The sequence below is a fragment of the Collimonas pratensis genome (assembly GCF_001584185.1).
GTDB lineage: Bacteria > Pseudomonadota > Gammaproteobacteria > Burkholderiales > Burkholderiaceae_D > Collimonas > Collimonas pratensis.
This window is the reverse complement of the sequence record NZ_CP013234.1, coordinates 514,711-536,524: the sequence shown is the minus strand read 5'-3', so window position 1 is coordinate 536,524 and position 21,814 is coordinate 514,711. Positions and strand designations below refer to the sequence as shown.

29 protein-coding genes are annotated in these 21,814 nt (G+C 56.0%); 3 read left to right on the top strand and 26 right to left on the bottom strand.

Going from position 1 to position 21,814, the window contains the following annotated elements:
* The 5 genes from msrP to CPter91_RS02390 all read right to left on the bottom strand — a co-directional run bounded on the left by msrP (window position 1) and on the right by CPter91_RS02390 (window position 5,859).
* Window positions 1-981 (bottom strand): protein-methionine-sulfoxide reductase catalytic subunit MsrP, encoded by a 981-nt coding sequence (msrP, locus tag CPter91_RS02410; protein WP_061936430.1) that lies wholly within the window; start codon window positions 979-981, stop codon window positions 1-3.
* A 73-nt stretch (window positions 982-1,054) separates the two neighbouring features.
* Window positions 1,055-1,726: an HAD family hydrolase gene (locus CPter91_RS02405; RefSeq protein WP_061936427.1), complete on the bottom strand. Its 672-nt coding sequence runs from the start codon at window positions 1,724-1,726 to the stop codon at window positions 1,055-1,057.
* A gap of 4 nt (window positions 1,727-1,730) precedes the next feature.
* Entirely contained in the window at window positions 1,731-2,876 is a 1,146-nt protein-coding gene (gene ccsB / locus CPter91_RS02400; RefSeq protein ID WP_061936424.1) for a c-type cytochrome biogenesis protein CcsB, read from the bottom strand.
* An 85-nt stretch (window positions 2,877-2,961) separates the two neighbouring features.
* Window positions 2,962-5,121, bottom strand: a complete 2,160-nt coding sequence (locus CPter91_RS02395) for a cytochrome c biogenesis protein ResB (RefSeq protein ID WP_061936421.1) — start codon at window positions 5,119-5,121, stop codon at window positions 2,962-2,964.
* A 72-nt stretch (window positions 5,122-5,193) separates the two neighbouring features.
* Complete coding sequence (locus CPter91_RS02390) at window positions 5,194-5,859, bottom strand: c-type cytochrome (RefSeq protein ID WP_061936418.1); 666 nt, start codon at window positions 5,857-5,859, stop codon at window positions 5,194-5,196.
* A gap of 215 nt (window positions 5,860-6,074) precedes the next feature.
* Between CPter91_RS02390 and yihA the strand changes: the two genes are divergently transcribed.
* From yihA to CPter91_RS02375, 3 genes are all read left to right on the top strand, one after another.
* Window positions 6,075-6,806 carry a ribosome biogenesis GTP-binding protein YihA/YsxC gene (yihA, locus tag CPter91_RS02385; protein WP_061936415.1) on the top strand — a complete coding sequence of 244 codons (732 nt, stop codon included), beginning with the start codon at window positions 6,075-6,077 and terminating at the stop codon, window positions 6,804-6,806.
* A 250-nt stretch (window positions 6,807-7,056) separates the two neighbouring features.
* Window positions 7,057-8,070 carry a porphobilinogen synthase gene (gene hemB / locus CPter91_RS02380; RefSeq protein WP_061936412.1) on the top strand — a complete coding sequence of 338 codons (1,014 nt, stop codon included), beginning with the start codon at window positions 7,057-7,059 and terminating at the stop codon, window positions 8,068-8,070.
* 201 nt (window positions 8,071-8,271) lie between these two features.
* A complete protein-coding gene (locus CPter91_RS02375; protein WP_061936409.1) occupies window positions 8,272-9,420 on the top strand; it encodes a magnesium transporter CorA family protein in 1,149 nt (382 codons plus the stop codon).
* Between the two features lie 85 nt (window positions 9,421-9,505).
* On the opposite strand, the gene CPter91_RS02370 is transcribed toward CPter91_RS02375, so the two are convergent.
* The 21 genes from CPter91_RS02370 to rplN all read right to left on the bottom strand — a co-directional run bounded on the left by CPter91_RS02370 (window position 9,506) and on the right by rplN (window position 21,793).
* On the bottom strand, window positions 9,506-10,147 hold the full coding sequence (locus CPter91_RS02370; protein ID WP_061936406.1) for a peroxiredoxin: 642 nt from the start codon (window positions 10,145-10,147) through the stop codon (window positions 9,506-9,508).
* Window positions 10,148-10,318: 171 nt separating this feature from the next.
* Window positions 10,319-12,160: a protein-disulfide reductase DsbD gene (gene dsbD / locus CPter91_RS02365; RefSeq protein WP_061936403.1), complete on the bottom strand. Its 1,842-nt coding sequence runs from the start codon at window positions 12,158-12,160 to the stop codon at window positions 10,319-10,321.
* Window positions 12,153-12,485, bottom strand: a complete 333-nt coding sequence (gene cutA, locus CPter91_RS02360) for a divalent-cation tolerance protein CutA (RefSeq protein WP_061936400.1) — start codon at window positions 12,483-12,485, stop codon at window positions 12,153-12,155. The genes dsbD and cutA overlap by 8 nt, the downstream gene beginning before the upstream one ends.
* Before the next feature lie 116 nt (window positions 12,486-12,601).
* On the bottom strand, window positions 12,602-12,997 hold the full coding sequence (rplQ, locus tag CPter91_RS02355) for a 50S ribosomal protein L17 (RefSeq protein WP_038484690.1): 396 nt from the start codon (window positions 12,995-12,997) through the stop codon (window positions 12,602-12,604).
* A gap of 175 nt (window positions 12,998-13,172) precedes the next feature.
* Window positions 13,173-14,150 carry a DNA-directed RNA polymerase subunit alpha gene (locus CPter91_RS02350; protein WP_014004419.1) on the bottom strand — a complete coding sequence of 326 codons (978 nt, stop codon included), beginning with the start codon at window positions 14,148-14,150 and terminating at the stop codon, window positions 13,173-13,175.
* Window positions 14,151-14,292: 142 nt separating this feature from the next.
* Window positions 14,293-14,916, bottom strand: a complete 624-nt coding sequence (gene rpsD, locus CPter91_RS02345; RefSeq protein ID WP_061936397.1) for a 30S ribosomal protein S4 — start codon at window positions 14,914-14,916, stop codon at window positions 14,293-14,295.
* Between the two features lie 195 nt (window positions 14,917-15,111).
* Window positions 15,112-15,516: a 30S ribosomal protein S11 gene (rpsK, locus tag CPter91_RS02340; protein WP_014004417.1), complete on the bottom strand. Its 405-nt coding sequence runs from the start codon at window positions 15,514-15,516 to the stop codon at window positions 15,112-15,114.
* Window positions 15,517-15,579: 63 nt separating this feature from the next.
* Window positions 15,580-15,945, bottom strand: a complete 366-nt coding sequence (gene rpsM, locus CPter91_RS02335; RefSeq protein WP_038484686.1) for a 30S ribosomal protein S13 — start codon at window positions 15,943-15,945, stop codon at window positions 15,580-15,582.
* 27 nt (window positions 15,946-15,972) lie between these two features.
* Complete coding sequence (rpmJ, locus tag CPter91_RS25550) at window positions 15,973-16,086, bottom strand: 50S ribosomal protein L36 (RefSeq protein ID WP_014004415.1); 114 nt, start codon at window positions 16,084-16,086, stop codon at window positions 15,973-15,975.
* Between the two features lie 25 nt (window positions 16,087-16,111).
* Window positions 16,112-16,330 (bottom strand): translation initiation factor IF-1, encoded by a 219-nt coding sequence (gene infA, locus CPter91_RS02330; RefSeq protein WP_014004414.1) that lies wholly within the window; start codon window positions 16,328-16,330, stop codon window positions 16,112-16,114.
* Between the two features lie 37 nt (window positions 16,331-16,367).
* Complete coding sequence (secY, locus tag CPter91_RS02325) at window positions 16,368-17,699, bottom strand: preprotein translocase subunit SecY (protein ID WP_014004413.1); 1,332 nt, start codon at window positions 17,697-17,699, stop codon at window positions 16,368-16,370.
* Between the two features lie 34 nt (window positions 17,700-17,733).
* The gene (rplO, locus tag CPter91_RS02320; protein ID WP_061936394.1) at window positions 17,734-18,165 is read right to left on the bottom strand and encodes a 50S ribosomal protein L15; all 432 of its coding nucleotides are present in this window, start codon (window positions 18,163-18,165) and stop codon (window positions 17,734-17,736) included.
* Between the two features lie 26 nt (window positions 18,166-18,191).
* Window positions 18,192-18,371 carry a 50S ribosomal protein L30 gene (rpmD, locus tag CPter91_RS25545; protein WP_062120265.1) on the bottom strand — a complete coding sequence of 60 codons (180 nt, stop codon included), beginning with the start codon at window positions 18,369-18,371 and terminating at the stop codon, window positions 18,192-18,194.
* A 10-nt stretch (window positions 18,372-18,381) separates the two neighbouring features.
* On the bottom strand, window positions 18,382-18,900 hold the full coding sequence (gene rpsE / locus CPter91_RS02315; protein WP_014004410.1) for a 30S ribosomal protein S5: 519 nt from the start codon (window positions 18,898-18,900) through the stop codon (window positions 18,382-18,384).
* A 12-nt stretch (window positions 18,901-18,912) separates the two neighbouring features.
* Window positions 18,913-19,275 (bottom strand): 50S ribosomal protein L18, encoded by a 363-nt coding sequence (gene rplR / locus CPter91_RS02310; protein ID WP_061936391.1) that lies wholly within the window; start codon window positions 19,273-19,275, stop codon window positions 18,913-18,915.
* A 12-nt stretch (window positions 19,276-19,287) separates the two neighbouring features.
* A complete protein-coding gene (rplF, locus tag CPter91_RS02305) occupies window positions 19,288-19,821 on the bottom strand; it encodes a 50S ribosomal protein L6 (protein ID WP_061936388.1) in 534 nt (177 codons plus the stop codon).
* A 10-nt stretch (window positions 19,822-19,831) separates the two neighbouring features.
* Window positions 19,832-20,227: a 30S ribosomal protein S8 gene (gene rpsH, locus CPter91_RS02300; RefSeq protein WP_061936385.1), complete on the bottom strand. Its 396-nt coding sequence runs from the start codon at window positions 20,225-20,227 to the stop codon at window positions 19,832-19,834.
* A gap of 14 nt (window positions 20,228-20,241) precedes the next feature.
* On the bottom strand, window positions 20,242-20,547 hold the full coding sequence (gene rpsN / locus CPter91_RS02295) for a 30S ribosomal protein S14 (protein WP_014004406.1): 306 nt from the start codon (window positions 20,545-20,547) through the stop codon (window positions 20,242-20,244).
* 7 nt (window positions 20,548-20,554) lie between these two features.
* Complete coding sequence (gene rplE, locus CPter91_RS02290) at window positions 20,555-21,094, bottom strand: 50S ribosomal protein L5 (protein ID WP_061936382.1); 540 nt, start codon at window positions 21,092-21,094, stop codon at window positions 20,555-20,557.
* A 6-nt stretch (window positions 21,095-21,100) separates the two neighbouring features.
* The gene (gene rplX / locus CPter91_RS02285; protein WP_014004404.1) at window positions 21,101-21,415 is read right to left on the bottom strand and encodes a 50S ribosomal protein L24; all 315 of its coding nucleotides are present in this window, start codon (window positions 21,413-21,415) and stop codon (window positions 21,101-21,103) included.
* Between the two features lie 9 nt (window positions 21,416-21,424).
* Window positions 21,425-21,793 carry a 50S ribosomal protein L14 gene (rplN, locus tag CPter91_RS02280; RefSeq protein WP_014004403.1) on the bottom strand — a complete coding sequence of 123 codons (369 nt, stop codon included), beginning with the start codon at window positions 21,791-21,793 and terminating at the stop codon, window positions 21,425-21,427.
* Window positions 21,794-21,814 lie beyond the last annotated feature (21 nt).

Below are 21,814 nucleotides of genomic sequence, written 5' to 3'. Positions count from 1 at the left end.
TTAAAAGTACTTCTTCAGGTCCATCCCTGAATACAGCGAAGCAACCTCGTTATAACCGTTGAACATCAGCGTCTTGCGCTTCTTGGTGAAGAAGCCGTCCTCGCCGATGCGGCGCTCGGTGGCTTGCGACCAGCGTGGATGATCGACGTCCGGATTGACATTGGAATAGAAACCATATTCGCGCGCAGCGGCGATATTCCATGCGGTCCGCGGCTGATCTTTCAGGAAGCGGATCTTGACGATGGACTTGGCCGACTTGAAACCGTATTTCCACGGCAGCACCATGCGCACCGGCGCACCGCTCTGGTTCGGCAAGACCTGGCCGTACATGCCGAAGCTGAGCAAGGCCAGCGGATGCATCGCTTCATCCATGCGCAAGCCTTCCACATAGGGCCATTCCAGCACCGGCGCCCGCAAGCCCGGCATCTGGCGGTTATCGGCCAAGGTGGTGAACTCCACATAGCGGGCATTCGAGGTCGGCTCGACTTTCTTGATCAGCGCCGACAACGAATAGCCGATCCAGGGGATCACCATCGACCAGCCCTCGACGCAGCGCAGCCGGTAGATGCGCTCTTCCATCGGCGCCAGCTTCAGCAAGCTGTCGATATCCAGCGTCAGCGGCTTCTTGACCTCGCCTTCGATCGCGATCGTCCACGGCCGGGTTTTCAAGCTACCGGCGTTCTCGGCCGGATCGGATTTATCGGTGCCGAATTCGTAGAAATTGTTATAGGTCGTGGCGTCTTTGAAAGAGGTCGCCTTGTCCGTCACGACATAAGCAGGATTGGCCTTGGCCGCCAGTTTCTGGCCATCACCGGTTTGCGCCCAGGCCTCGCCGCCGGTCCATTGCAGCAGCGAGCCGGCGCCAGCGGCGCCTATGGCAATCTGCTTGATGAAACTGCGGCGCGATTCGAATATTTCCTGCGGCGTGATTTCGGAAGCAAACGGCAGATCGAATCCGTTGGGGCGACGATATAGCGGCATGTGGCACTCCTGCAAGGTAGGTAAGGCTTAGTCAGACAAGCAGCCGATTCCTTACAGAAAACAGGAAAACCGCTTATCCGGCAATCCGGATATGGTCGTGTAGCTCCGCCAGCCGGGAAATGACGGTTGCCTGCCTGGGCAGCTGCGCCTCCACCTGCTCCGGCTGCAGGGCGAATACCTGCATGCCGGCGGCAACGCCAGCCTGTACGCCCGGGAGGCTATCTTCGACTACCGCACAACGGGAAGGTTCGACACCCATGGTCCTGGCAGCGTGCAGGAACAAGTCCGGCGCCGGCTTCCAGGAACCGACGTCGTAGGCGCTAAAGATGCGTCCCTCGAAATAGGACCACAGGCCGGTGACGCTGAGCGACACCTTGATTTGATGCAGAGGACCGTTGGAAGCCATGCAGAACGGCACCTTGAGCGACTGCACCAGTTCCAGCGCGCCTTCGATCGGCTGCAGGCGCTGGTGCAGCACCGGGGCGATGCGGTCGCGCAGGACCTTGGTGAAATCGGCCGGCAGGGAGCGGCCGAACATCTGTTCCAGCTCGGCCACGCAATCGGCCATGCGGCCGCCCTTGAAGCGGGCCAGCGCCACTTCGGCCGAGAGCTGCATGCCGAGCTCCGCCAGGTATTCCACCATCACGTCGGTTGCCACGGTTTCACTATCGACCAAGGTGCCGTCGCAATCGAAAATCACCAGCTCTACCGGCGCATTGCTTTCATCTGTTGCAGACTTCGTCATCCGTTCACAGCTCTCCGTAAGAATGCAGGCCCGACAGGAACATGTTCACGCCGAGGAATGCAAAGGTAGTCACCAGCAAGCCAATCAGCGCCCACCAAGCCGCGACCTGGCCGCGCAGGCCCTTCATCAGCCGCATGTGCAGCCAGGCCGCGTAATTCAGCCAGACGATCAGCGCCCAGGTTTCCTTCGGATCCCAGGACCAGTAGCCGCCCCAAGCCTCTGCCGCCCACAAGGCCCCGAGAATGGTAGCGATAGTGAAGAAAGTGAAGCCGACTGCGATCGCCTTGTACATGACGTCGTCCAGCACTTCCAGCGCCGGCAGGCGGTCGACCAGGTAGCCATGCGATTTCAGCAGGTAGGCCACCGCCACCATCGCCGACAGCGCGAAAGTGCCGTAGCCGATGAAGTTGGCCGGCACGTGGATTTTCATCCACCAGCTCTGCAGCGCCGGCACCAGCGGCTGGATTTCCGCGGCGTCGCGCGACACCATGTACCACAGCAGGAAACCGACCGCGGCCGAAATCACCAGCAAGACAAAGGCGCCCAGCTGGCGGGTGCGGTAATGCTGTTCGTAGTAGAGATAGAACAGCGCGGTGATCAGGCTGAACAGCACGAACACCTCGTACAGGTTGGAAATCGGGATGTGGCCGATGTCGGCGCCGATCAGGTAGGACTCATACCAGCGCACCAGCATGCCGGTGAAACCCATCACTACCGCGGCCCAGCACAGCTTGGAGCCGATCGAAGCGCCGAAATCCGAACGCGTGATCAGGCCGCCCCAGAAGAACAGGGTCGAGAGGAAAAACAGGGTGCTCATCCACAGGATCGCCGACTGGCTGGAGAGCATGTATTTGAGGAAGAACTTCTGGTTGGCCATGTCGAGCGCGCCGCCATACATGGCGATCGCCGACAGCGCCAGCACCGCCAGCAGCGCCATCAGCCAGCGTACCGATTTCCAGTGCCAGCCGAGCCAGGCGAAAGTCGGGCCGGCCAACACCAGGACGCCCTTCTCGTAGTAATCCATGTGGCTGCCGTAGCGGCTCAGGGCGAACAGCGAGGCCGCCACCAGTGCGATGGCGAACAGCCAGTCGATCACGGACAGGCGCTTGAAAAAGCTGCCGGGCGGGGAATACGTTTGCGTCAGTTCCATCATTTTCTCCATATCGTTCCGCTCTTGCGTGGAAAATCCCAAGATCGCAGCGGAACGTCCATCTTTTTATCTGCGCAGTACCACACTAGACTTTGCCCGGTGCTTCTGGCTGCATCAATTGTGTTTTCAATACGTCAAATTCTTTTTCAAAATCCAGCGTCTTGCGCTGCGAACTCAATGCCATCAGCGCATGCGACTGTCCTTCTGCATCCTTGTCGGGACGGATCCACACCCACAGCCTGCGCTCGCGCACGTACAGCATCGAAAATACGCCCAGCACCAGCAGCAGGCAGCCCAGGTACACCACCTTCTTGCCCGGCGAACGGGTGACCTGGAATACCGAGGCCTTGATTTCGTCAAAGCCGGTCATCTGCAGATACACAGGCGCATTATAGAAGCTTGCATCCGACAGCGCATTGGTGCTCAGCTGCAGGAAGCGCGCATGCTTTTCGTCGGCTGGCATTCCCTTCAATCCATCTTTCTCTCGTGCAACTTGCCACAGATCCCACATGCTACCGTTGAGGATCTTCATGAAGATATCCGCGGCCTTTTCCTGCTCCTGCTGCGGCACCTGTTCCAGGAACCGGGAGATCGCCATGTAGCCGGCCTCTTTGCCGTCGCCGGCAAACAGAGACAGGCCGCGCAATGCCGATTGTTCCAGCTGCACGCGCAGGGTGGCGATGCCTTCGCGGCTTTCCGGAATGGCGCGCTGCGCGTAGCGATGCGCCGCTGCCGTGCGCAACTCTGGACTCATCAGCGCGGCGCGCAGGCGCATCCACTCTTGCAGGCTATCCTCGTCGTCGGCCGGAATCCGCAGATAGCGGAACGCTTCATCCGGCGTGTCGCGCACGCCGGCCAGGAACACATAGGCATCGTCGACCTTGATCGACTGCATGTAATTGCTGAATTCGCGGGCCTGGCCAGTCTTGTCGCGCAACTTGTACTGCACGCTCGGGCCGACATTGCGCAGATCTTTCTTGACGGCGCTTTTTGCGGCATTGCCGAGATGGTTGCTCAAATCGTCGCTCAAGCGTTGGTTGAGGCTTTTGGACTTGGTCACGGCGCGCAGGTCATCGCCCGACTGAGCCATATTCTCCACGTTAAACGGGCGGAAACCAGACCATTCAATCGTATAGTCGTTATTACCGTTGTACGCTAAAGGTGTGCTGCCGTTGACTTCGCCGCTCACCGGGAAAGTCGTCTCGGCGGCGCCGCTCATCGGATAAGCCGTCAGCCTGAGCTTGCTGCCGCCGTCTTCGAAACTTGACTGGTACACCGCGATGCCCTTGTAGATCAGGGGCTGGTTGACCTTGATGGTGGCTGGGAAAGTATGGCCGTCGGCGTTATCGCGGATCACGACTTCGCTGGCAAACAACTTGGGCATGCCGGTGCTGTAGAAATCGATGATGAATTTCTTCAGCTGGATGGTGAACGGCAGATCCTGGATCATCACCCCATCCTTTTGCGGAATGATGGCGGTGCTGCTGGCAGAGCCTTCCGGTATCAGGGTATTGCCGCGGAAAGTCGGATTGCCCAGTCCCAGCCGGTGCTCTGCCGGAATGTCGGCAATGATGCCGCTGCCGTTGAACGGCGTCTTGCCGTAGATCCATTGCTGCGCACGTATTGGCAAGTCAGAATCCAGCAAGCCGCCTATGCAGATGATCACGATGGCGCTGTGGGCAAAAATATAGCCCCATTTGTTGGCGGCGCCTTGCTTGGCGGTGATCAGGGTGGCGTTGTCCTTGGCCACCAGCTTGGTCTTGTAGCCCTTGGCAGCAATCCGCGCCACCAGCTGCCCGGTCAGCACCGCCGGCGCTGTCGACGAAATCCACTCAGCCTTGTGATGGAAATTGCGCAGTGACTGCTCACGGACGTTTTCACGCCAACTGCGCATGTCTTTCAGCATCTTCGGCGCATTACGGGCGATGCACAGCGAAGTCGAGAGCACCAGGACGGTCATCATCAGCAAGAACCACCACGACGAATACACCGCATACAGGCCCAGCTTGCCGAACACTTCAAACCAGAACGGTCCGAACTGGTTGACGTAGTTCGGCATCGGATCGTTTTGCTTGAGCACGGTACCGATCACCGCGGCCACCGCGATAATCGCCAGCAAGCTGATGGCGAAGCGCATCGATGACAATAATTCAACTGCGTCCGCCAGCCAGCGACGGCTGGTTTTCAGCTGTATCCCGGCGGTATTGATGTCGTTACCTGCGATCTCGTTATTGCTTGTGCTCATAGCCTGTTTGTCTTTTGAAAAGAAAAAGGGGTGGCCTAGGCCACCCCTGAATGCATTTTTATTGTTATTTTATTACTTCAGGCCGGCAATATAGTCGGCGACTGCCTTGATTTCATCATCCGACATGCGTTTTGCAATCGTCGTCATCATCGGCCCGTTCTTGCGCGCGCCGCTGCGGAAATTAGTCAGCTCGGTCACTGTATAATCCTGGTGCTGGCCGCCGATACGTGGGAACTGGGCTGGAATGCCGGCGCCGTTCGGGCTGTGGCAGCCGGCACAGGCCGGTACGCTCTTTTCAGCGATGCCGCCGCGATAGATCTTTTTGCCCAGGGCCAGCGTATCCTTGTCCTTGGCAGCGCCCGGCTTGGCCGGCTGCGCATTCAGGTAAGCCGCGATGTTTTTCATTTCATCGTCAGTCAGCAGCTTGGCCAGCGGCGACATGATCGGATTATTGCGGTCCGCGCCTTGGAAATTGGTCAGCTGCTTGTGGATGTATGCCTCGTGCTGGCCGCCCAGTTTCGGGTTGGCGCTGATGGTCGATGCGCCGGCGGCGCCGTGGCAAGAGATACAGGCGGTGATGTTGCGGGCCGGGTCGCCATTCGTATAGAGTGCTTCGCCCTTGGCTGGATCGGCTTTGGCAGGCGCCGCTTTTGCTTCATCTGCTGCATGAGCAGCAGTGGAAAGCGCGACGACTGCAATGAAGAAAGCTTTCACTACTGGAAAAAACGCACGGTTCATTCAAACACCCTGACTTGATTTTAGAATTCTGCCCTGATGGGTACCATGCTGGGGCGACCCCAGCCAACTCAATCGATTGCCCGACTCCCAAAAACCTTCACTTACCTCATTCACCTACATCAATCACGCTAAGCGAAACAGCAGTACATAACCCCTTATTGTACAATAGCTTTCCGGCATTTTTGCCTCCCCTTACCGCATTTTCTGCTCATTCCATGTCCCTACTTTGGCAAGCCCGCTTCTTTACCACGGTCAATCATCTTCGTGACTTGCCAACCTTGCAAGTACCCGAAATCGCTTTTGCCGGCCGTTCCAATGCCGGCAAGTCGACCGCCATCAATCTTTTGTGCAACCAGAAGAAACTGGCTTTTGCGTCCAAGACCCCCGGCCGTACCCAGCACATCAATTATTTTTCCATAGGCGGCGCCCACGTCGGCCAGCACCGTAAGGACGAAACCAAGACCGACGAGATCCGCGCCCTGCTGGTCGACTTGCCCGGCTACGGCTACGCTGAAGTGTCCGGTTCCGCCAAGCTGCACTGGCAGCAGCTGCTGGGCGACTACGTGCGCCGCCGCGAGCAGCTGGCCGCGCTGGTGCTGATCGTCGATTCACGCCGTCCGTTCACCGAACTCGACGTCCAGATGGTGGAATGGTTTGCCCCTACCGGCAAGCCTATCCATTGCATATTGAGCAAGTCGGATAAACTCAACCGTAACGACGCCACCAACGCCTTGCGTCAGGCGCGCACTTTCCTGGCAAGCTATGTTAACGAGAACAATGAGCAACTGCCGTTTACCGTGCAATTGTTTTCGGCGCTCAACCGCAGCGGCCTGGAAGAAGCGAACGACAAGATCGTGGAATTGGCAGGCCTCAACAAATTGGCCGAAGTGGAAAGTCAGGAAGATGATGCCGACGACGCTGCCGGAGAACAAGACAGCTCTGTTTAGTCAGTAAACTAAACATAAAAAAGCCCTGGAGAAAGGGGAATATCTCCAGGGCACAATGCCTTATCACCAAAAGCGATACGGCCCCGCTCAGGGAGGGAAGCGGGAGGCGAATGATGCACCTATTGCTAGGAGCCAGTAGAGCCCGAAAAAGTTCACGATTTTTTTTAATTTCGACGAAAATATTAGCGATGCCTGTATGCAAGGTCCCGTTAGGCTCGCTCCCCACTCACCCGATATCTCAGAAACCGCTATGCCACACTCACATAAAACCGCCCAGTTCCCCGCCATCCGCATGCGCCGCATGCGCAAAGACGCATTTTCACGCGCGATGATGCGGGAAAACGTGATCACCACGGCTGACCTGATTTATCCGGTCTTCATTCTGGACGGCAAAAACCAGCGCGAGAAAATCAATTCGATGCCGGGTGTTGAACGGCTGTCAATTGACTTGCTGTTAAATGTGGCGGAAGAGTGCGTGGCGTTAGGCATCCCGGTGATTGCCTTGTTCCCGGTGATCAATCCCTCCCTGAAAACGCCGGACGGCATCGAAGCCACCAACCCGCAAGGATTGATCCCGCGCGCGGTACGCGAACTGAAGCAGCGCTTTCCCGAACTCGGCATCCTCACCGATGTCGCCCTCGATCCCTACACCAGCCACGGCCAGGACGGCGTGCTGAATGCGGACGGCTATGTCTTGAACGACGAAACCTGCGCCATCCTGGTCAAGCAGGCGCTGACCCAGGCCGACGCCGGCGTCGACATCGTGGCGCCGTCCGACATGATGGACGGCCGCATCGGTGCGGTGCGCAACGCGCTGGAAGCGCATCACCATATCTACACCCGCATCATGGCTTATTCGGCCAAGTATGCTTCGGCTTTCTACGGTCCGTTCCGTGATGCCGTCGGTTCCTCTGCGACGCTAGGCAAGAGCAACAAGAACACTTACCAGATGGATCCGGCCAACAGCAACGAAGCCTTGCATGAAGTCGCGCTGGACCTGGCAGAAGGCGCCGACATGGTGATGGTCAAGCCGGGCATGCCTTACCTGGATATCGTCCGCCGCGTGAAAGACGAGTTCAAGGTGCCGACTTTCGCCTACCAGGTCAGCGGCGAGTACGCCATGATCAAGGCGGCCGCGCAGAACGGCTGGCTGGATCACGACAAGACCATGATGGAAGCCATGCTGGCGTTCAAGCGCGCTGGCGCGGATGGCGTACTGACTTACTTTGCGCTGGATATCGCACGTCACCTGAAAAAGGGCTGAGCGCGGCAGAAAATGAGCGGCGGCCGTGCAGCCTGACGACCGCCAAAAACTGGTTGCGCGCGCCATGCATATCGTCGTCCACAGCCGCAGCCGCAACTAAGCCGCGCAGCGCAGGTCTATTACCTGCGCCGTCCATCATCCTGCCATCGCTGGTTTTGATGATGGCGCTCCGCCTCTTCATTAAACGCTCATCGACAATGCATGGACATCTTTCTCATCAGTGACAACCACGTCAGCCAAAGCCTGGAATTGCCGGACGTCGTCCCGCTCAAAGGCTTTCTGTGGATCGACGCCACCCACGAAGAAGTAGCGGCCGATCCGGAAGCCTGGCGCAATGCGATCGAACGCGCCACCGGGGTGCAGATCTACGATCCGCACATGACCGACACGCTCAATCCGAATCATCCGTCCTATTTCGACTCGACCCAGGATTACGGCATGGTGGTGTTCCGCAAGCTGACGCTGAACGGGGCCGGCGGCAACGGCAACTCCCAAGCGCCGGCAAATGCCGAGGCCGCAGCGCCGGCGCCTGCAGCGGAGAGCGACAGCAGCAAGCGCAAGATCCCGGCCGCGCTCAGCAAGCTGGCGACCCAGCCTGTGACTTTCCTGATCATGGATCACGCCTTGGTCACCGTCCACGAACGCTATAGCCGCACCATCGACGCCACGCGCACGCGCCTGCAGGAACTGTGCAACAAGACCGAGAAAACGCCGCATGCGATACGCCTGCCGGCCTCGCCGGAGGATTTGCTGCTGCGCCTGATCAACGCCATGGTCGACCAGTACCTGGACTTGCGCCAGCCGCTCACCACGCAGCTGGACCGCTGGCAGCGCGCCCTGCTGGATCCGCGCCGGCCGTTCAAGGACTGGATGGCGCTGCTGGATGCGCGCATCGAATTGCGCAAGCTGGAAAACCTGTGCGAGGAGCAGCACGACGCCATGCAGGAGTTGCGCGACTACTTCGTCGACATCGACGACGGCATCGAGATCAGCCGCGCCAAGGACTTGCTGCTGGTGCGTATCAACGATGTGATGGAGCATATTACGCGGGTCTTGAATCACGCGCGGCGGCTGGAATCGTCGATCGAATCGGCGGTGCAGATCCATTTTTCCGCGGTCGCCCATCGCACCAACGAAATCATGCGCACACTGACCGTGATCACCGCATTGTTCATGCCGCTGACCCTGATCACCGGAATCTTCGGCATGAATTTCGAAGTCATGCCCCTGCTCAAGAACGCGCTCGGCTTCTGGCTGACGATGGGCAGCATGGCGCTGGTGATCGTCGTCATGCTGGTCTTCTTCCAGCGTCGGCGCTACCTGGAAAGCCAGGCGCTGGACCGGCGCTAGCACTTTCCGGCGCGCCAAGAAAAAGCCCCGCAGGGAAACCGGCGGGGCTTTTTTTTCGAGACGCGGCAAAAACCGCGGCAGGCAATCAGTCGCGATTCGGCTGCGGCGTCAGACGCAGATAAGGACGGATCGCCTTGAAGCCCTTGGGGAATTTCTGCTTGAGCACTTCGGGGTCTTGCAGCGACGGCACGATCACCACATCCTCGCCGTCTTTCCAGTTGCCGGGCGTGGCCACCGAATAATTATCGGTCAGTTGCAGGGAGTCGATGACGCGCAGGATCTCATCGAAGTTGCGGCCTGTGCTGGCCGGATAAGTGATGATCAGGCGCACTTTCTTGGCCGGGTCGATCACGAACAGCGAGCGCACGGTAGCGGTGGCGCTGGCATTCGGATGGATCAGGTCGTACAGCTCCGACACCTTGCGGTCAGCGTCCGCAATGATCGGGAATCCGACCACGGTATTTTGCGTTTCGTTGATGTCCTTGATCCATTCCTGGTGCTTGTCGGCAGGGTCGACAGACAACGCAATCACTTTGACGCCGCGCTGTTCAAATTGCGATTTCAGTTTCGAGGTCAGGCCGAGTTCTGTCGTGCAGACCGGGGTGAAATCGGCAGGATGCGAAAACAGCACCACCCAGGAAGCCCCGGCCCAATCATAGAAATTGATTTTGCCGAGCGAAGAGTCCTGCTCAAAATCGGGGGCGACATCGCCAAGGCGTAAAGTCATTTCAGTCTCCTTTGGATTGCATGATGATTGCGGAACACATCGAACTAAAACTATAGCCTTGCGACGGCCACAGCCTAAAGAATTTTATCGACTATCTACATAACTCCAGGTTGGATAGAAGATGGGCCGATTAGTTTAGAAATTTCTGCTTGAAAGCGAAGGGTATAGCAATCAGCTATTCAGCACCGATAACGATTGCAGGAACTTATCGGAATTCTGGTAACCGATTACCCGTCCATGCGGGACTTCCTGGCCTTGACCATTGAAAAATATGATGCCCGGCGGCCCAAACAGATTGAAGCGCTTGAGCATGGCCTTGTCGTCCGCATTGTTGGCGGTGACGTCGATCTGCAGCAAGACCATCTGACCGAAGCGCGCCTGTACGCGCGGATCGGTGAAGGTGAATTTTTCCATCTCCTTGCAGGAGACGCACCAGTCGGCATAGAAATCCAGCAAAGCAGTCTTGCCATTGGTCTGGGCCAGCGCTGCGTCCAGTTCCGCCACCGATTTGACGCGAATGAACTGGGCGTGGGCGCTTTCCTGTTTGGCGCCCCCCAGCTGCGCCAGCGGCGCCAACACATCGCGGCCGCCGGTCATGGCGCCCGCCAGCTGCACCACGCCGCACACCATGAATGCCACGCCGAAGGCCTTGGCGAACCAGGCGGTAGACGATTTATCCCACAGCAGGTAGGCGCCGTAGCCGATGCCTAAACCCGCCCAGCACAGCATCTGCGCCAGCGCCGGAATCACCGGCGACACCATCCACACCGCCACCGCCAGCATCAGCACGCCGAAGAAGCGCTTGACCGACTCCATCCAGGCGCCCGCGCGCGGCAGCAGCGAACCGGCGGAGATCCCCACCAATATCAAGGGCACGCTCATGCCGACCGCCATGGCAAATAAAGCGCTGCCGCCGATCACGACGTCGCGCGTCTGGCTGATATACACCAGCGCGCCGGCCAGCGGCGCCGCCACGCATGGTCCGACGATCAGCGCCGAAATCGCACCCATCACAAACACGCCCAGCAGCTTGCCGGCGGATTGCTGATCGGAAGCCTTGCTCAACTTGGTCTGGAACGCAGCCGGCAGCTGCAGCTGGTAAAAGCCGAACATCGAGAACGACATCAACACCATCAGCAATGCAAACGCCGACAGTACCCACGGATTCTGCAAAGTCGCGGCCAAGCCTTCGCCGGCCAGTCCGGCGGCGACGCCCAGTGCGGTATACACCAGCGCCATCCCTAGCGCATAGGTGACAGAGAGCAGGAAACCGCGACGGCGGCTGACTTGCGTGCCTTCGCCGACAATGATCGATGACAGGATAGGCACCATCGGCAGCACGCAAGGCGTGAACGCCAAGCCCAGGCCCAGCAGCAGGAACAGCGGCATGATCACCAGCAGCTTGCCGCCCTTCAGCGACGATTCGATACGGCCGCTTTCCGAGTCAGGCGCAGCGGGTGGCGGCACGCTGGCGGCCGCCTGAGCGGCGTCTGCGGCATTGCTGGCTGCCGGCGCTTGCGGCGTATCCATCGCGGCGCTGCCGGCTTTGGCGATGCCCATGGCGCTCAGCAGACCGCCGCCACTATTGCCGCCGGTGGTGGACAGGCTGATGCGGGAATCCATGGGCGGATAGCACAAGCCCTTGTCGGCGCAGCCTTGGCCGGTGGAGATCAGCGTGAAATTGCCGCTGGCCTCGACCGGCAGGCGGATGGTGACCGTGTGATGATAGGTTTCGACATTCTTGTTGAAGGTCTGATCGAACTTGACGGTGCCGGCCGGAATCTGCGGCTCGCCCAGCGTGGCGCCTTCTGCCTTGAAGTGAAAGCGTTCGCGGTACATATAGTAGCCGTCGGCGATGGCGTAGGTCACCTCCGCAGTCTTGGCGTCGGCCATGCGGGCGGAAAACTTGAAGGCCACTTCCGGCGCCAGGTAATCGTCTTCATCGGCATGCGCCAGGGCGAAAGCGAACAGCATGGCGAACAATACAGACAATTGCTTGAGAGACTTAAACATTCACGTCCTTTTGGGTTTCTGCAGTAATCCAATTCAGGTAGGCCGGCAAGCCGGCCACGATCGGTAGCGCAATGATTTCCGGCACGGCATACGGGTGGGCAGCCTTGATTGCACTTTCCAGCTCCGCATAACGGTGCGCCGCGGTCTTGATCAGCAAAGTGGTTTCAAACGCCTGCTCCACCTGGCCTTGCCAGCGATAGACGGACTGCACCGCCGGCAGCAGATTGACACAGGCCGCCAGCTTGCGTTCCACCAGTTGCCGCGCCAAAGCCTGCGCACTGGCGAGATCGGGCAAGCTGGTGAGTATAAGCAAGGCTTCTGACATAGTCGAACTCTTTGATCTATCCTTACAGCACGCCGTACGACTGCGCACAAGCGCAGAATGCAAAAAAGCCAGGCTAGGCCTGGCTTTTGATTTTAACGCAGCTTGGATACTTAAGCTTAGTCAGCTGTCGGTACTTCAGCGTCGTCGCTGATTTCTGGACGGTCCATCAGTTCGATGTAAGCCATAGGCGCGTTATCGCCGACGCGGAAACCCATTTTCAGGATGCGCAGGTAGCCGCCGTTACGGTTAGCGTAGCGCGGGCCCAGTTCAGCGAACAGCTTCAGGACCATTTCGCGGTCGCGCAGGCGAGCAAATGCCAGGCGCTTGTTTGCCAGGGTGTCAGTCTTGCCCAGTGTCAGGATCGGTTCGATCACGCGACGCAGTTCTTTTGCCTTTGGCAGTGTGGTCTTGATTGCTTCGTGACGCAGCAGCGAAACAGTCATGTTGCGCAACATGGCCAGACGGTGGGAAGAAGTACGATTTAATTTACGAAGGCCGTGACGGTGACGCATGGTAATTCCTTTCAGTTTTCGAGTTTACATCCAGCTCTTCGATCGACTTAGGCATATTGCCTGGTCGCGGGCCGGTTGAAATTAATACAACAATGGATAAAACAAATTTAAATGCACGAGCTTAAAACAAACCCAAGGGCGAGATTCTATCCCACCCCCGGGCTAACAACAAATATTACTTTTCCAGGCCTGCAGGCGGCCAGTTTTCCAGCTTCATGCCCAGTGTCAAACCACGGGATGCCAGGACTTCCTTGATTTCGTTCAAGGACTTGCGGCCGAGGTTTGGCGTCTTCAGCAGTTCATTTTCGCTACGCTGGATCAGATCGCCAATGTAGTAAATGTTTTCTGCTTTCAGGCAGTTGGCCGAACGTACTGTCAGTTCCAGGTCGTCGACCGGACGCAACAGGATAGGATCGACTTGCGGTGCGCGGGATGGTGCTTCAGCAGCGGCTTCAGTACCTTCCAGTGCAGCGAACACGTTCAGTTGGTCAACCAGCACGCGCGCCGATTGGCGAATCGCTTCTTCCGGTGTGATCACGCCATTGGTTTCAATGTTGATGACCAGCTTGTCCAGGTCGGTACGCTGTTCCACACGCGCCGATTCAACAGCGTAGGAAACACGGCGCACTGGCGAGAACGAAGCGTCCAGGATGATACGGCCGATGGTCTTGTTGGCATCTTCCGTCAGGCGGCGAACGTTGCCCGGCACATAGCCACGGCCTTTTTCAACCTTGATCTGCATGTCGAGTGCGCCACCGGCAGTCAGGTGGGCAATCACGTGATCCGGATTGACCAGCTCTACGTCATGGGGCAGATCGATGTCGGAAGCCAGCACAGCGCCTTCGCCATCTTTTTTCAATGTCAGTGTTACTTCGTCGCGGTTATGCAGCTTGAACACGACGCCCTTCAGGTTCAACAGGATATCGACTACGTCTTCCTGCACGCCGTCGAGTGACGAGTATTCGTGAACCACACCGGCGATGGTCACTTCAGTCGGCGCGTAGCCAACCATCGATGACAGCAGGACGCGGCGCAGCGCGTTGCCCAGCGTGTGGCCGTAGCCACGTTCAAACGGTTCCATCACGACTTTAGCGTGGCCGGCACCCAGTGCTTCTACTTCGATAATACGTGGCTTCAACAAGCTGTTTTGCATGAAATGTCCTCTTCAATACCCTCGGCTCGTTACACCGATAAGGCTGATGGCATTAAGGGCGCCGCCGGCCATCGCTAGGATAGTCAGAGGCACCCTGATGAAACGGCTGCACCTGGAGCCAGGTGCAGCCGAAAAACTAAAATTAACGCGAATACAGTTCGACGATCAGCGATTCGTTGACGTCGTTAGCGATTTCGTTACGATCTGGCAGGGACTTGAAAGTACCTTCCATCTTCTTCGCATCAACCGAAACCCACGATGGCATGCCGCCTTGTTCGGCCAGTTGCAGCGCTTCAACGATACGCACTTGCTTCTTGGCTTTTTCACGAACAGCGATCACGTCGCCGGTCTTCACTTGGTACGAAGCGATGTTGACAACGTTGCCGTTGACGGTGAACGCTTTGTGCGAAACCAGTTGACGGCTCTCAGCGCGGGTCGAACCGAAACCCATGCGATAGACGACGTTGTCCAGACGTGCTTCCAGCAAACGCAGCAGCGTTTCGCCGGTGTTGCCCTTGCGACGGTCTGCTTCAGCGAAATAACGACGGAACTGACGTTCCAGAATGCCGTACATACGCTTGACCTTTTGCTTTTCGCGCAATTGGTTACCGTAGTCGGAGGTACGTGCGCCCGAAGTACGGCCATGTTGACCTGGCTTGGAATCCAGTTTGCACTTGGAATCCAGCGAGCGGCGTGCGCTCTTCAGGAACAGGTCCGTGCCTTCGCGGCGGGAAAGTTTTGCTTTAGGTCCGATATAACGTGCCACGATGCTTCCTTTTAAAAATATGACGCCGGGGCATTACTGCCTTTTGCGGCCGGAATCTGAGTGAACAACCGCCGGCCTGGCGCTAGTCTGATTTACCTTCAACCAGACAGTGGGCTTAAGAACAAAACCCGCCAAGGTCATTGGCGGGCTACTTGCATACGCTATTGCTAGGCAATAACGAAAATCTGTAGAGATTTAGATACGACGACGCTTTGGAGGGCGGCAACCGTTATGCGGTACTGGAGTAACGTCTTGAATCTGGGTGATCTTGATACCCAGGTTGTTCAACGCACGAACGGCGGACTCACGACCAGGACCAGGGCCCTTGATGCGCACTTCCAGGTTCTTTACGCCACATTCCACAGCCACTTTACCAGCGGCTTCGGCTGCAACCTGCGCTGCAAATGGAGTCGACTTGCGGGAGCCTTTAAAGCCAGCGCCACCAGATGTCGCCCACGACAACGCGTTACCTTGACGATCGGTAATCGTGATGATGGTGTTGTTGAAAGACGCGTGGATGTGCGCGATGCCTTCAGCAACGTTCTTTTTAACTTTTTTACGCACACGTGCTGCTGCGGCGTTATTTGGGGACTTTGCCATAATAATTTCCTAGAATCCGACTACCTAAAAACAATCAGTTGCCACGGGACCGTGGCAGCTTAATTATTTCTTCAGCGATTGAGCGGCTTTGCGCGGGCCCTTGCGGGTACGTGCATTGGTACGAGTACGTTGGCCACGGCAAGGCAAGCCCTTGCGATGACGCATACCACGATAGCAACCCAGATCCATCAAACGCTTGATGTTCATCGACAGTTCACGACGCAGGTCACCTTCGACGACGAATTTTGCAATTTCGTCGCGCAGCTTTTCCAGCTCGTTATCGTCGAGATCTTTGATCTTCTTCGTAGTCAAAATACCCGTGCTGTCGCAAATTACTTTTGCGCGTGGGCGGCCAACACCGTAGATGGCTGTCAAGCCGATAACAGTGTGCTGATGATTGGGGATGTTTACCCCTGCAATACGTGCCATTCGTTATTCCTCGATCAATAACGTTAATTAACCTTGGCGCTGTTTATGGCGCGGCTCTGTACAAATGACGCGAACCACGCCTTTGCGCTTAATGATCTTACAGTTGCGGCAGATGCGCTTGACTGATGCGAGCACTTTCATTTTCGTCTTCTTTCTATACTAAAAGTTACTTGGTACGGAACACAATCCGTGCCCGGCTTAAATCATAAGGTGTCAATTCTACCGTCACCTTATCTCCTGGGAGGATGCGAATATAGTTCATGCGCATCTTGCCAGAAATATGACCGAGGACGATATGTCCGTTTTCCAACTTGACTCTAAATGTTGCATTGGGGAGATTCTCAAGAATCTCGCCTTGCATCTGGATAACGTCGTCTTTTGCCATTCGGTCTACTGGTTCCTTTGGTCGTTCGTTGCAACACTTAGCGTGTCGAAACGCCGCCCTTGAAATTTGCCTTACGAAGCAGCGAATCATATTGCTGCGACATCACGTAATTCTGTACTTGCGCCATGAAATCCATGGTGACCACTACGATAATCAACAGCGATGTACCACCAAAATAAAACGGTACTTTCCAGCGGGCGATCAGAAATTCCGGAACCAAACAAACAACCGTAATATAAACCGCGCCAACCAGTGTCAAACGCATCAGGATCTTGTCGATATAACGTGCGGTCTGCTCGCCTGGACGAATCCCTGGTACAAACGCGCCGCTCTTCTTCAGGTTGTCAGCTGTTTCTTTGCTGTTAAACACCAACGCTGTATAGAAAAAGCAGAAGAACACAATCGCTATCGCATACAGCAGAGCATGAATCGGCTCGCCTGGCGCCAGTGAAGCCGCCATATCCTTGAGGAAGTTGACTACCGGATTGGTTGAATCACCGGAAGTAAACCAACTCGTGATTGTCGCAGGAAACAAGATGATCGAGGAAGCGAAGATTGGAGGAATTACACCAGCCATGTTCAGCTTCAGCGGCAAATGACTGCTTTGACCACCATAAATCTTGTTGCCTACCTGGCGTTTCGCATAATTCACCAGAATCTTGCGTTGGCCACGTTCAATAAATACCACCAGATATGTCACGCCGGCTGCGATCAAACAAATCAGGATCGCCGACAAGGCACTCATGGAGCCGGTACTTACCTGACCGAACAAACCACCGATCGCATTTGGCAAGCCAGCTGCAATACCTGCAAAGATGATGATCGAGATACCGTTACCGAGACCACGCTCAGTAATCTGCTCACCCAACCACATCAAAAACATCGTTCCTGTCACCAGCGTCACAACTGTGGTGAAGCGGAAAGCCAGGCCGGCATCCAGCACCAGGCCAGGTTGCGATTCCAGCGCTACCGCAATCCCCAGAGCCTGAAACGTCGCCAGCAACAGCGTACCGTAACGGGTGTACTGGGTAATCTTGCGACGACCGGATTCGCCCTCTTTTTTCAACGCTTCCAGCTGAGGCGACACAATCGACATCAATTGCATCACGATCGATGCCGAGATATACGGCATGATACCCAGCGCGAACACGGTGAACCGCGACAACGCACCACCAGAGAACATGTTGAACATGCCCAGAATGCCGCCCTGGTGCTGCTTGAACAATTGCGCCAACTGCGATGGATCAATTCCCGGTACAGGAATGTGAGCACCAATACGATATACAACCAATGCAGCAAGCAAGAACCACAGACGGCCCCATGGGAAGCCGCTCGCAGCACTCTTTGCAAGTTGGGGTGAAGTCGCCACTTATTGCTCCATTGCTACGAGTTAGAACGACAAATTAAGCAACCGATCCGCCGGCCGCTTCAATCGCAGCTTTTGCACCCTTGGTAGCGATCAAGCCCTTGAGCGTAACCTTTTTGGTCAATTCGCCCGACAGGATGACACGTACCACGCGTGCCAGCTCGCCGATCACGCCGGCTTGCTTCAACACCAGGATATCTACTTCTGTTACCGGCAGGTTTTCCAGGTCCGACAAGCGAACTTCTGCTTTGTACGGCGTTGCCATCGACTTGAAGCCGCGTTTTGGCAAACGACGTTGCAAAGGCATCTGACCACCTTCGAAACCTACTTTGTGGAAACCGCCCGAACGCGATTTTTGACCCTTGTGACCGCGGCCGGCTGTCTTACCGATACCCGAGCCGATACCACGACCAACGCGACGCTTGTAGTGCTTGGCGCCATCTGCAGGTTGAATAGTATTCAATTCCATAATTTGCTCCGTTCGCAAGCCTAAGCTTACGACACCACTTTCACAAGATAGGACACTTTATTGATCATGCCGCGCACTGATGGGGTGTCTTGCAATTCGGAAACCGAATTAACGCGACGCAGACCCAAACCGCGCACTGTTGCGCGATGTGTTTCGCGTGTGCCGATCAAACCCTTGACCAATTGTACTTTTACAGTCTTTGTCATTTTGATCACCTTAGCCGAGAATTTCTTCAACGGACTTGCCACGCTTGGCGGCGATTTCCGATGGAGTGTTCATTTTTGACAAGCCGTTCAAAGTAGCACGCACCATGTTGTACGGATTGGTGGAACCAGTGGACTTGGCCACAACGTTCGTCACGCCCAGTACTTCAAAAATTGCGCGCATTGGACCGCCGGCAATAACACCAGTACCGTCTTTAGCTGGCAGCATCAGAACCGATGACGCGCCGTGCTTGCCGGAAATAGCGTGTTGCAGAGTGCCGTTCTTGAGCGTTACCTTGATCATCTTGCGACGGGCTTCTTCCATAGCCTTCTGCACAGCAACTGGCACTTCTTTCGATTTGCCCTTGCCCATGCCGATACGGCCATCGCCATCACCAACAACAGCCAATGCTGCGAAACCCATGATACGACCACCCTTGACCACTTTGGTCACACGGTTGACCGCGATCATTTTTTCGCGCATGCCATCATCCGGCTTATCGCTTTGCATTTTTGATTGCATTTTTGCCATGACGATTCTTCCTTAGAACTTCAGACCGGCTTCACGGGCGGCATCTGCCAGCACCTTGACGCGGCCGTGGTAACGGAAACCGGAGCGATCAAACGCAACTTCGGTAACTCCAGCTTTCAGTGCCTTCTCGGCAACGCGCTTGCCAACCAGAGATGCAGCTGCTGCATTGCCGCCTGCACCGGACTTGCCGGCCAGTTCTGCACGTACTTCAGCTTCCAGTGTGGAGGCCGAAGCCAGCACTTTAGCGTCAGGGCCGATGATGCTGGCGTAAATGTGCAAGTTGGTACGATGCACTGCCAGGCGGTTCACCTTTAACTCTGCGATCTTGGCACGCGTTTGGCGTGAACGGCGCAGACGTGATTGTTTCTTATCCATCGTCAACCCCTATTACTTCTTCTTGGTTTCTTTAAGGATTACCACTTCGTCCGAGTAACGAACGCCCTTGCCCTTATAAGGCTCAGGTTCGCGGTAAGCACGAACTTCTGCAGCAACCTGGCCAACACGTTGCTTGTCGATACCCTTGATCAGGATCTCGGTCTGCGTCGGTGTTGCCACGGTGACGCCTTCTGGCATCTGGTGAACAACAGGATGCGAAAAACCGAGCGACAGGTTCAACTTGTCACCTTGAGCTTGCGCACGAAAACCCACGCCAACCAAGTTCAGCTTCTTTTCGAAGCCCTTGGTTACGCCATTGACCATGTTGTTGACCAGAGCACGCAGGGTGCCTGACATCGCATTGGCTTCACGGCTGTCGTCAGCGGCCGCGAAATTCAGCGTGCCGTTGTTGTTTTCGATTTTTACCAGGCCATTCAAAGCCTGGGAAAGCGAGCCCAATGGGCCCTTGACTGTGATCTGCGCTGCTGTAATGGTCGCTTCCGCGCCAGTCGGCAGTGCAATCGGCATTTTACCTACACGTGACATATTGCACTCCTTAGGCGACGTAGCAAATAACTTCGCCACCGACACCGGTTGCGCGCGCTTTGCGGTCCGTCATGACACCAGAAGGTGTCGAAATAATTGCCACACCTAAGCCGTTCATCACGTTAGGGATGTCATCTTTGCCCTTGTAGACCCGCAGCCCTGGACGGGATACACGGTCAAGGCGTTCGATAACGGGACGGCCGGCGTAATACTTCAAACCGATTTTGAGTTCCGCTTTGCCGCCTTCTTCTGCGACAGCGAAATCTTCAATGTAACCCTCGTCCTTGAGGACGTTGGCAATCGCAATCTTGACCTTCGACGATGGCATTGCCACGGTTGTCTTGTGAACTACTTGCGCATTGCGGATACGGGTCAGCATATCGGCGATAGGATCGCTCATACTCATTGCATATTCTCCTATTACCAGCTTGCTTTAGTCATACCCGGAATTTCGCCACGCATGGCGATTTCACGGAGCTTAATACGGCCCAGACCGAACTTGCGGAAAGTGCCACGTGGACGACCAGTCAGGGAGCAACGATTACGTTGACGGGTCGGAGCCGAGTTACGTGGCAGCGCTTGCAATTTCAAGCGAGCTTCGTAGCGCTCTTCTTCCGACTTCGATTGGTCATCAATGATTGCCTTTAACTCGGCACGCTTGCCGGCGTATTTCTTTACCAGGTCAGCGCGCTTTTGTTCACGGTTAATCAGTGCCAGTTTTGCCATGGCAACCTCAGTTTCTGAACGGAAATTTAAATGCGGCGAGAAGCGATTTTGCTTCGTCGTCGGTCTTTGCAGTCGTCGTGATACTGATATTCATACCACGCAACACATCAATCTTGTCGTACTCAATTTCGGGGAAAATGATCTGCTCTTTCACGCCGATATTGTAGTTACCACGACCGTCAAATGCACGACCGGAGACGCCACGGAAGTCACGAACGCGCGGCAGCGCGACAGTAACCAGGCGATCCAGGAACTCGTACATATGAGCGCCACGCAGTGTAACCATGCAACCGATTGGGTAGCCTTCACGGATTTTGAAACCCGCGATAGCTTTCCGTGCCTTGGTCACGACTGGCTTCTGACCTGCAATCTTGGTCAAATCGCCAACAGCGTGTTCAATGATCTTCTTGTCCGCAATCGCTTCCGACAGACCCATGTTCAGGGTGATCTTCAGGATGCGCGGCACTTCCATCACGGACTTGTAAGCGTATTTCGCTGTCAAGTCGGCAACGACTTTTTCTTTATAGAATTCTTGGAGACGGGCCATGATCTCTTAAACCTTAACAACTTCGCCGCTGGACTTGAAAACGCGGACTTTCTTGCCGTCCACATCTTTAAAACCAACGCGATCTGCCTTGCCAGTTGCTGCGTTGAACAACGCAACATTTGACACGTGAATCGGCATCAGCTTGTCAATGATGCCACCAGTTACACCAGTCATCGGGTTTGGCTTGGTTGCTTTTTTAGCAACGTTGACACCCTCTACGACGACGTGATTAGCATCAACGCGTTGCTTTACAACACCGCGCTTGCCCTTGTCTTTACCAGTCAGGACGATTACTTCGTCGCTTTTCCGAATCTTATCCATCTCGACTCCTTACAGCACTTCAGGCGCGAGTGACACAATCTTCATGAAGCGCTCAGTGCGCAGTTCACGAGTGACTGGTCCAAAAATACGCGTACCAATTGGCTCAAGCTTCGCGTTCAGCAGCACTGCTGCATTGCCATCGAACTTGACCAACGAACCATCTTGACGGCGAACGCCTTTAGCGGTCCGCACGACAACGGCGTTATAGATCTCGCCTTTCTTGACGCGACCACGTGGCGCTGCCACTTTGACGGTAACCTTGATCACATCACCAATGCTGGCATAGCGACGCTTGGAACCACCCAGAACTTTGATACACATGACTTCGCGTGCACCAGTGTTGTCGGCTACTTCGAGCCGGCTTTCCGTTTGAATCATAATATTTTCTTTCCCAACTTA

Coding starts and splice junctions, on each gene's coding strand:
- msrP (WP_061936430.1), bottom strand. CDS start 981: ATGCCGCTATATCGTCGCCCCAACGGATTCGATCTGCCGTTTGCTTCC.
- CPter91_RS02405 (WP_061936427.1), bottom strand. CDS start 1,726: ATGACGAAGTCTGCAACAGATGAAAGCAATGCGCCGGTAGAGCTGGTG.
- ccsB (WP_061936424.1), bottom strand. CDS start 2,876: ATGGAACTGACGCAAACGTATTCCCCGCCCGGCAGCTTTTTCAAGCGC.
- CPter91_RS02395 (WP_061936421.1), bottom strand. CDS start 5,121: ATGAGCACAAGCAATAACGAGATCGCAGGTAACGACATCAATACCGCC.
- CPter91_RS02390 (WP_061936418.1), bottom strand. CDS start 5,859: ATGAACCGTGCGTTTTTTCCAGTAGTGAAAGCTTTCTTCATTGCAGTC.
- yihA (WP_061936415.1), top strand. CDS start 6,075: ATGTCCCTACTTTGGCAAGCCCGCTTCTTTACCACGGTCAATCATCTT.
- hemB (WP_061936412.1), top strand. CDS start 7,057: ATGCCACACTCACATAAAACCGCCCAGTTCCCCGCCATCCGCATGCGC.
- CPter91_RS02375 (WP_061936409.1), top strand. CDS start 8,272: ATGGACATCTTTCTCATCAGTGACAACCACGTCAGCCAAAGCCTGGAA.
- CPter91_RS02370 (WP_061936406.1), bottom strand. CDS start 10,147: ATGACTTTACGCCTTGGCGATGTCGCCCCCGATTTTGAGCAGGACTCT.
- dsbD (WP_061936403.1), bottom strand. CDS start 12,160: ATGTTTAAGTCTCTCAAGCAATTGTCTGTATTGTTCGCCATGCTGTTC.
- cutA (WP_061936400.1), bottom strand. CDS start 12,485: ATGTCAGAAGCCTTGCTTATACTCACCAGCTTGCCCGATCTCGCCAGT.
- rplQ (WP_038484690.1), bottom strand. CDS start 12,997: ATGCGTCACCGTCACGGCCTTCGTAAATTAAATCGTACTTCTTCCCAC.
- CPter91_RS02350 (WP_014004419.1), bottom strand. CDS start 14,150: ATGCAAAACAGCTTGTTGAAGCCACGTATTATCGAAGTAGAAGCACTG.
- rpsK (WP_014004417.1), bottom strand. CDS start 15,516: ATGGCAAAGTCCCCAAATAACGCCGCAGCAGCACGTGTGCGTAAAAAA.
- rpsM (WP_038484686.1), bottom strand. CDS start 15,945: ATGGCACGTATTGCAGGGGTAAACATCCCCAATCATCAGCACACTGTT.
- rpmJ (WP_014004415.1), bottom strand. CDS start 16,086: ATGAAAGTGCTCGCATCAGTCAAGCGCATCTGCCGCAACTGTAAGATC.
- infA (WP_014004414.1), bottom strand. CDS start 16,330: ATGGCAAAAGACGACGTTATCCAGATGCAAGGCGAGATTCTTGAGAAT.
- rplO (WP_061936394.1), bottom strand. CDS start 18,165: ATGGAATTGAATACTATTCAACCTGCAGATGGCGCCAAGCACTACAAG.
- rpmD (WP_062120265.1), bottom strand. CDS start 18,371: ATGACAAAGACTGTAAAAGTACAATTGGTCAAGGGTTTGATCGGCACA.
- rpsE (WP_014004410.1), bottom strand. CDS start 18,900: ATGGCAAAAATGCAATCAAAAATGCAAAGCGATAAGCCGGATGATGGC.
- rplR (WP_061936391.1), bottom strand. CDS start 19,275: ATGGATAAGAAACAATCACGTCTGCGCCGTTCACGCCAAACGCGTGCC.
- rplF (WP_061936388.1), bottom strand. CDS start 19,821: ATGTCACGTGTAGGTAAAATGCCGATTGCACTGCCGACTGGCGCGGAA.
- rpsH (WP_061936385.1), bottom strand. CDS start 20,227: ATGAGTATGAGCGATCCTATCGCCGATATGCTGACCCGTATCCGCAAT.
- rpsN (WP_014004406.1), bottom strand. CDS start 20,547: ATGGCAAAACTGGCACTGATTAACCGTGAACAAAAGCGCGCTGACCTG.
- rplE (WP_061936382.1), bottom strand. CDS start 21,094: ATGGCCCGTCTCCAAGAATTCTATAAAGAAAAAGTCGTTGCCGACTTG.
- rplX (WP_014004404.1), bottom strand. CDS start 21,415: ATGGATAAGATTCGGAAAAGCGACGAAGTAATCGTCCTGACTGGTAAA.
- rplN (WP_014004403.1), bottom strand. CDS start 21,793: ATGATTCAAACGGAAAGCCGGCTCGAAGTAGCCGACAACACTGGTGCA.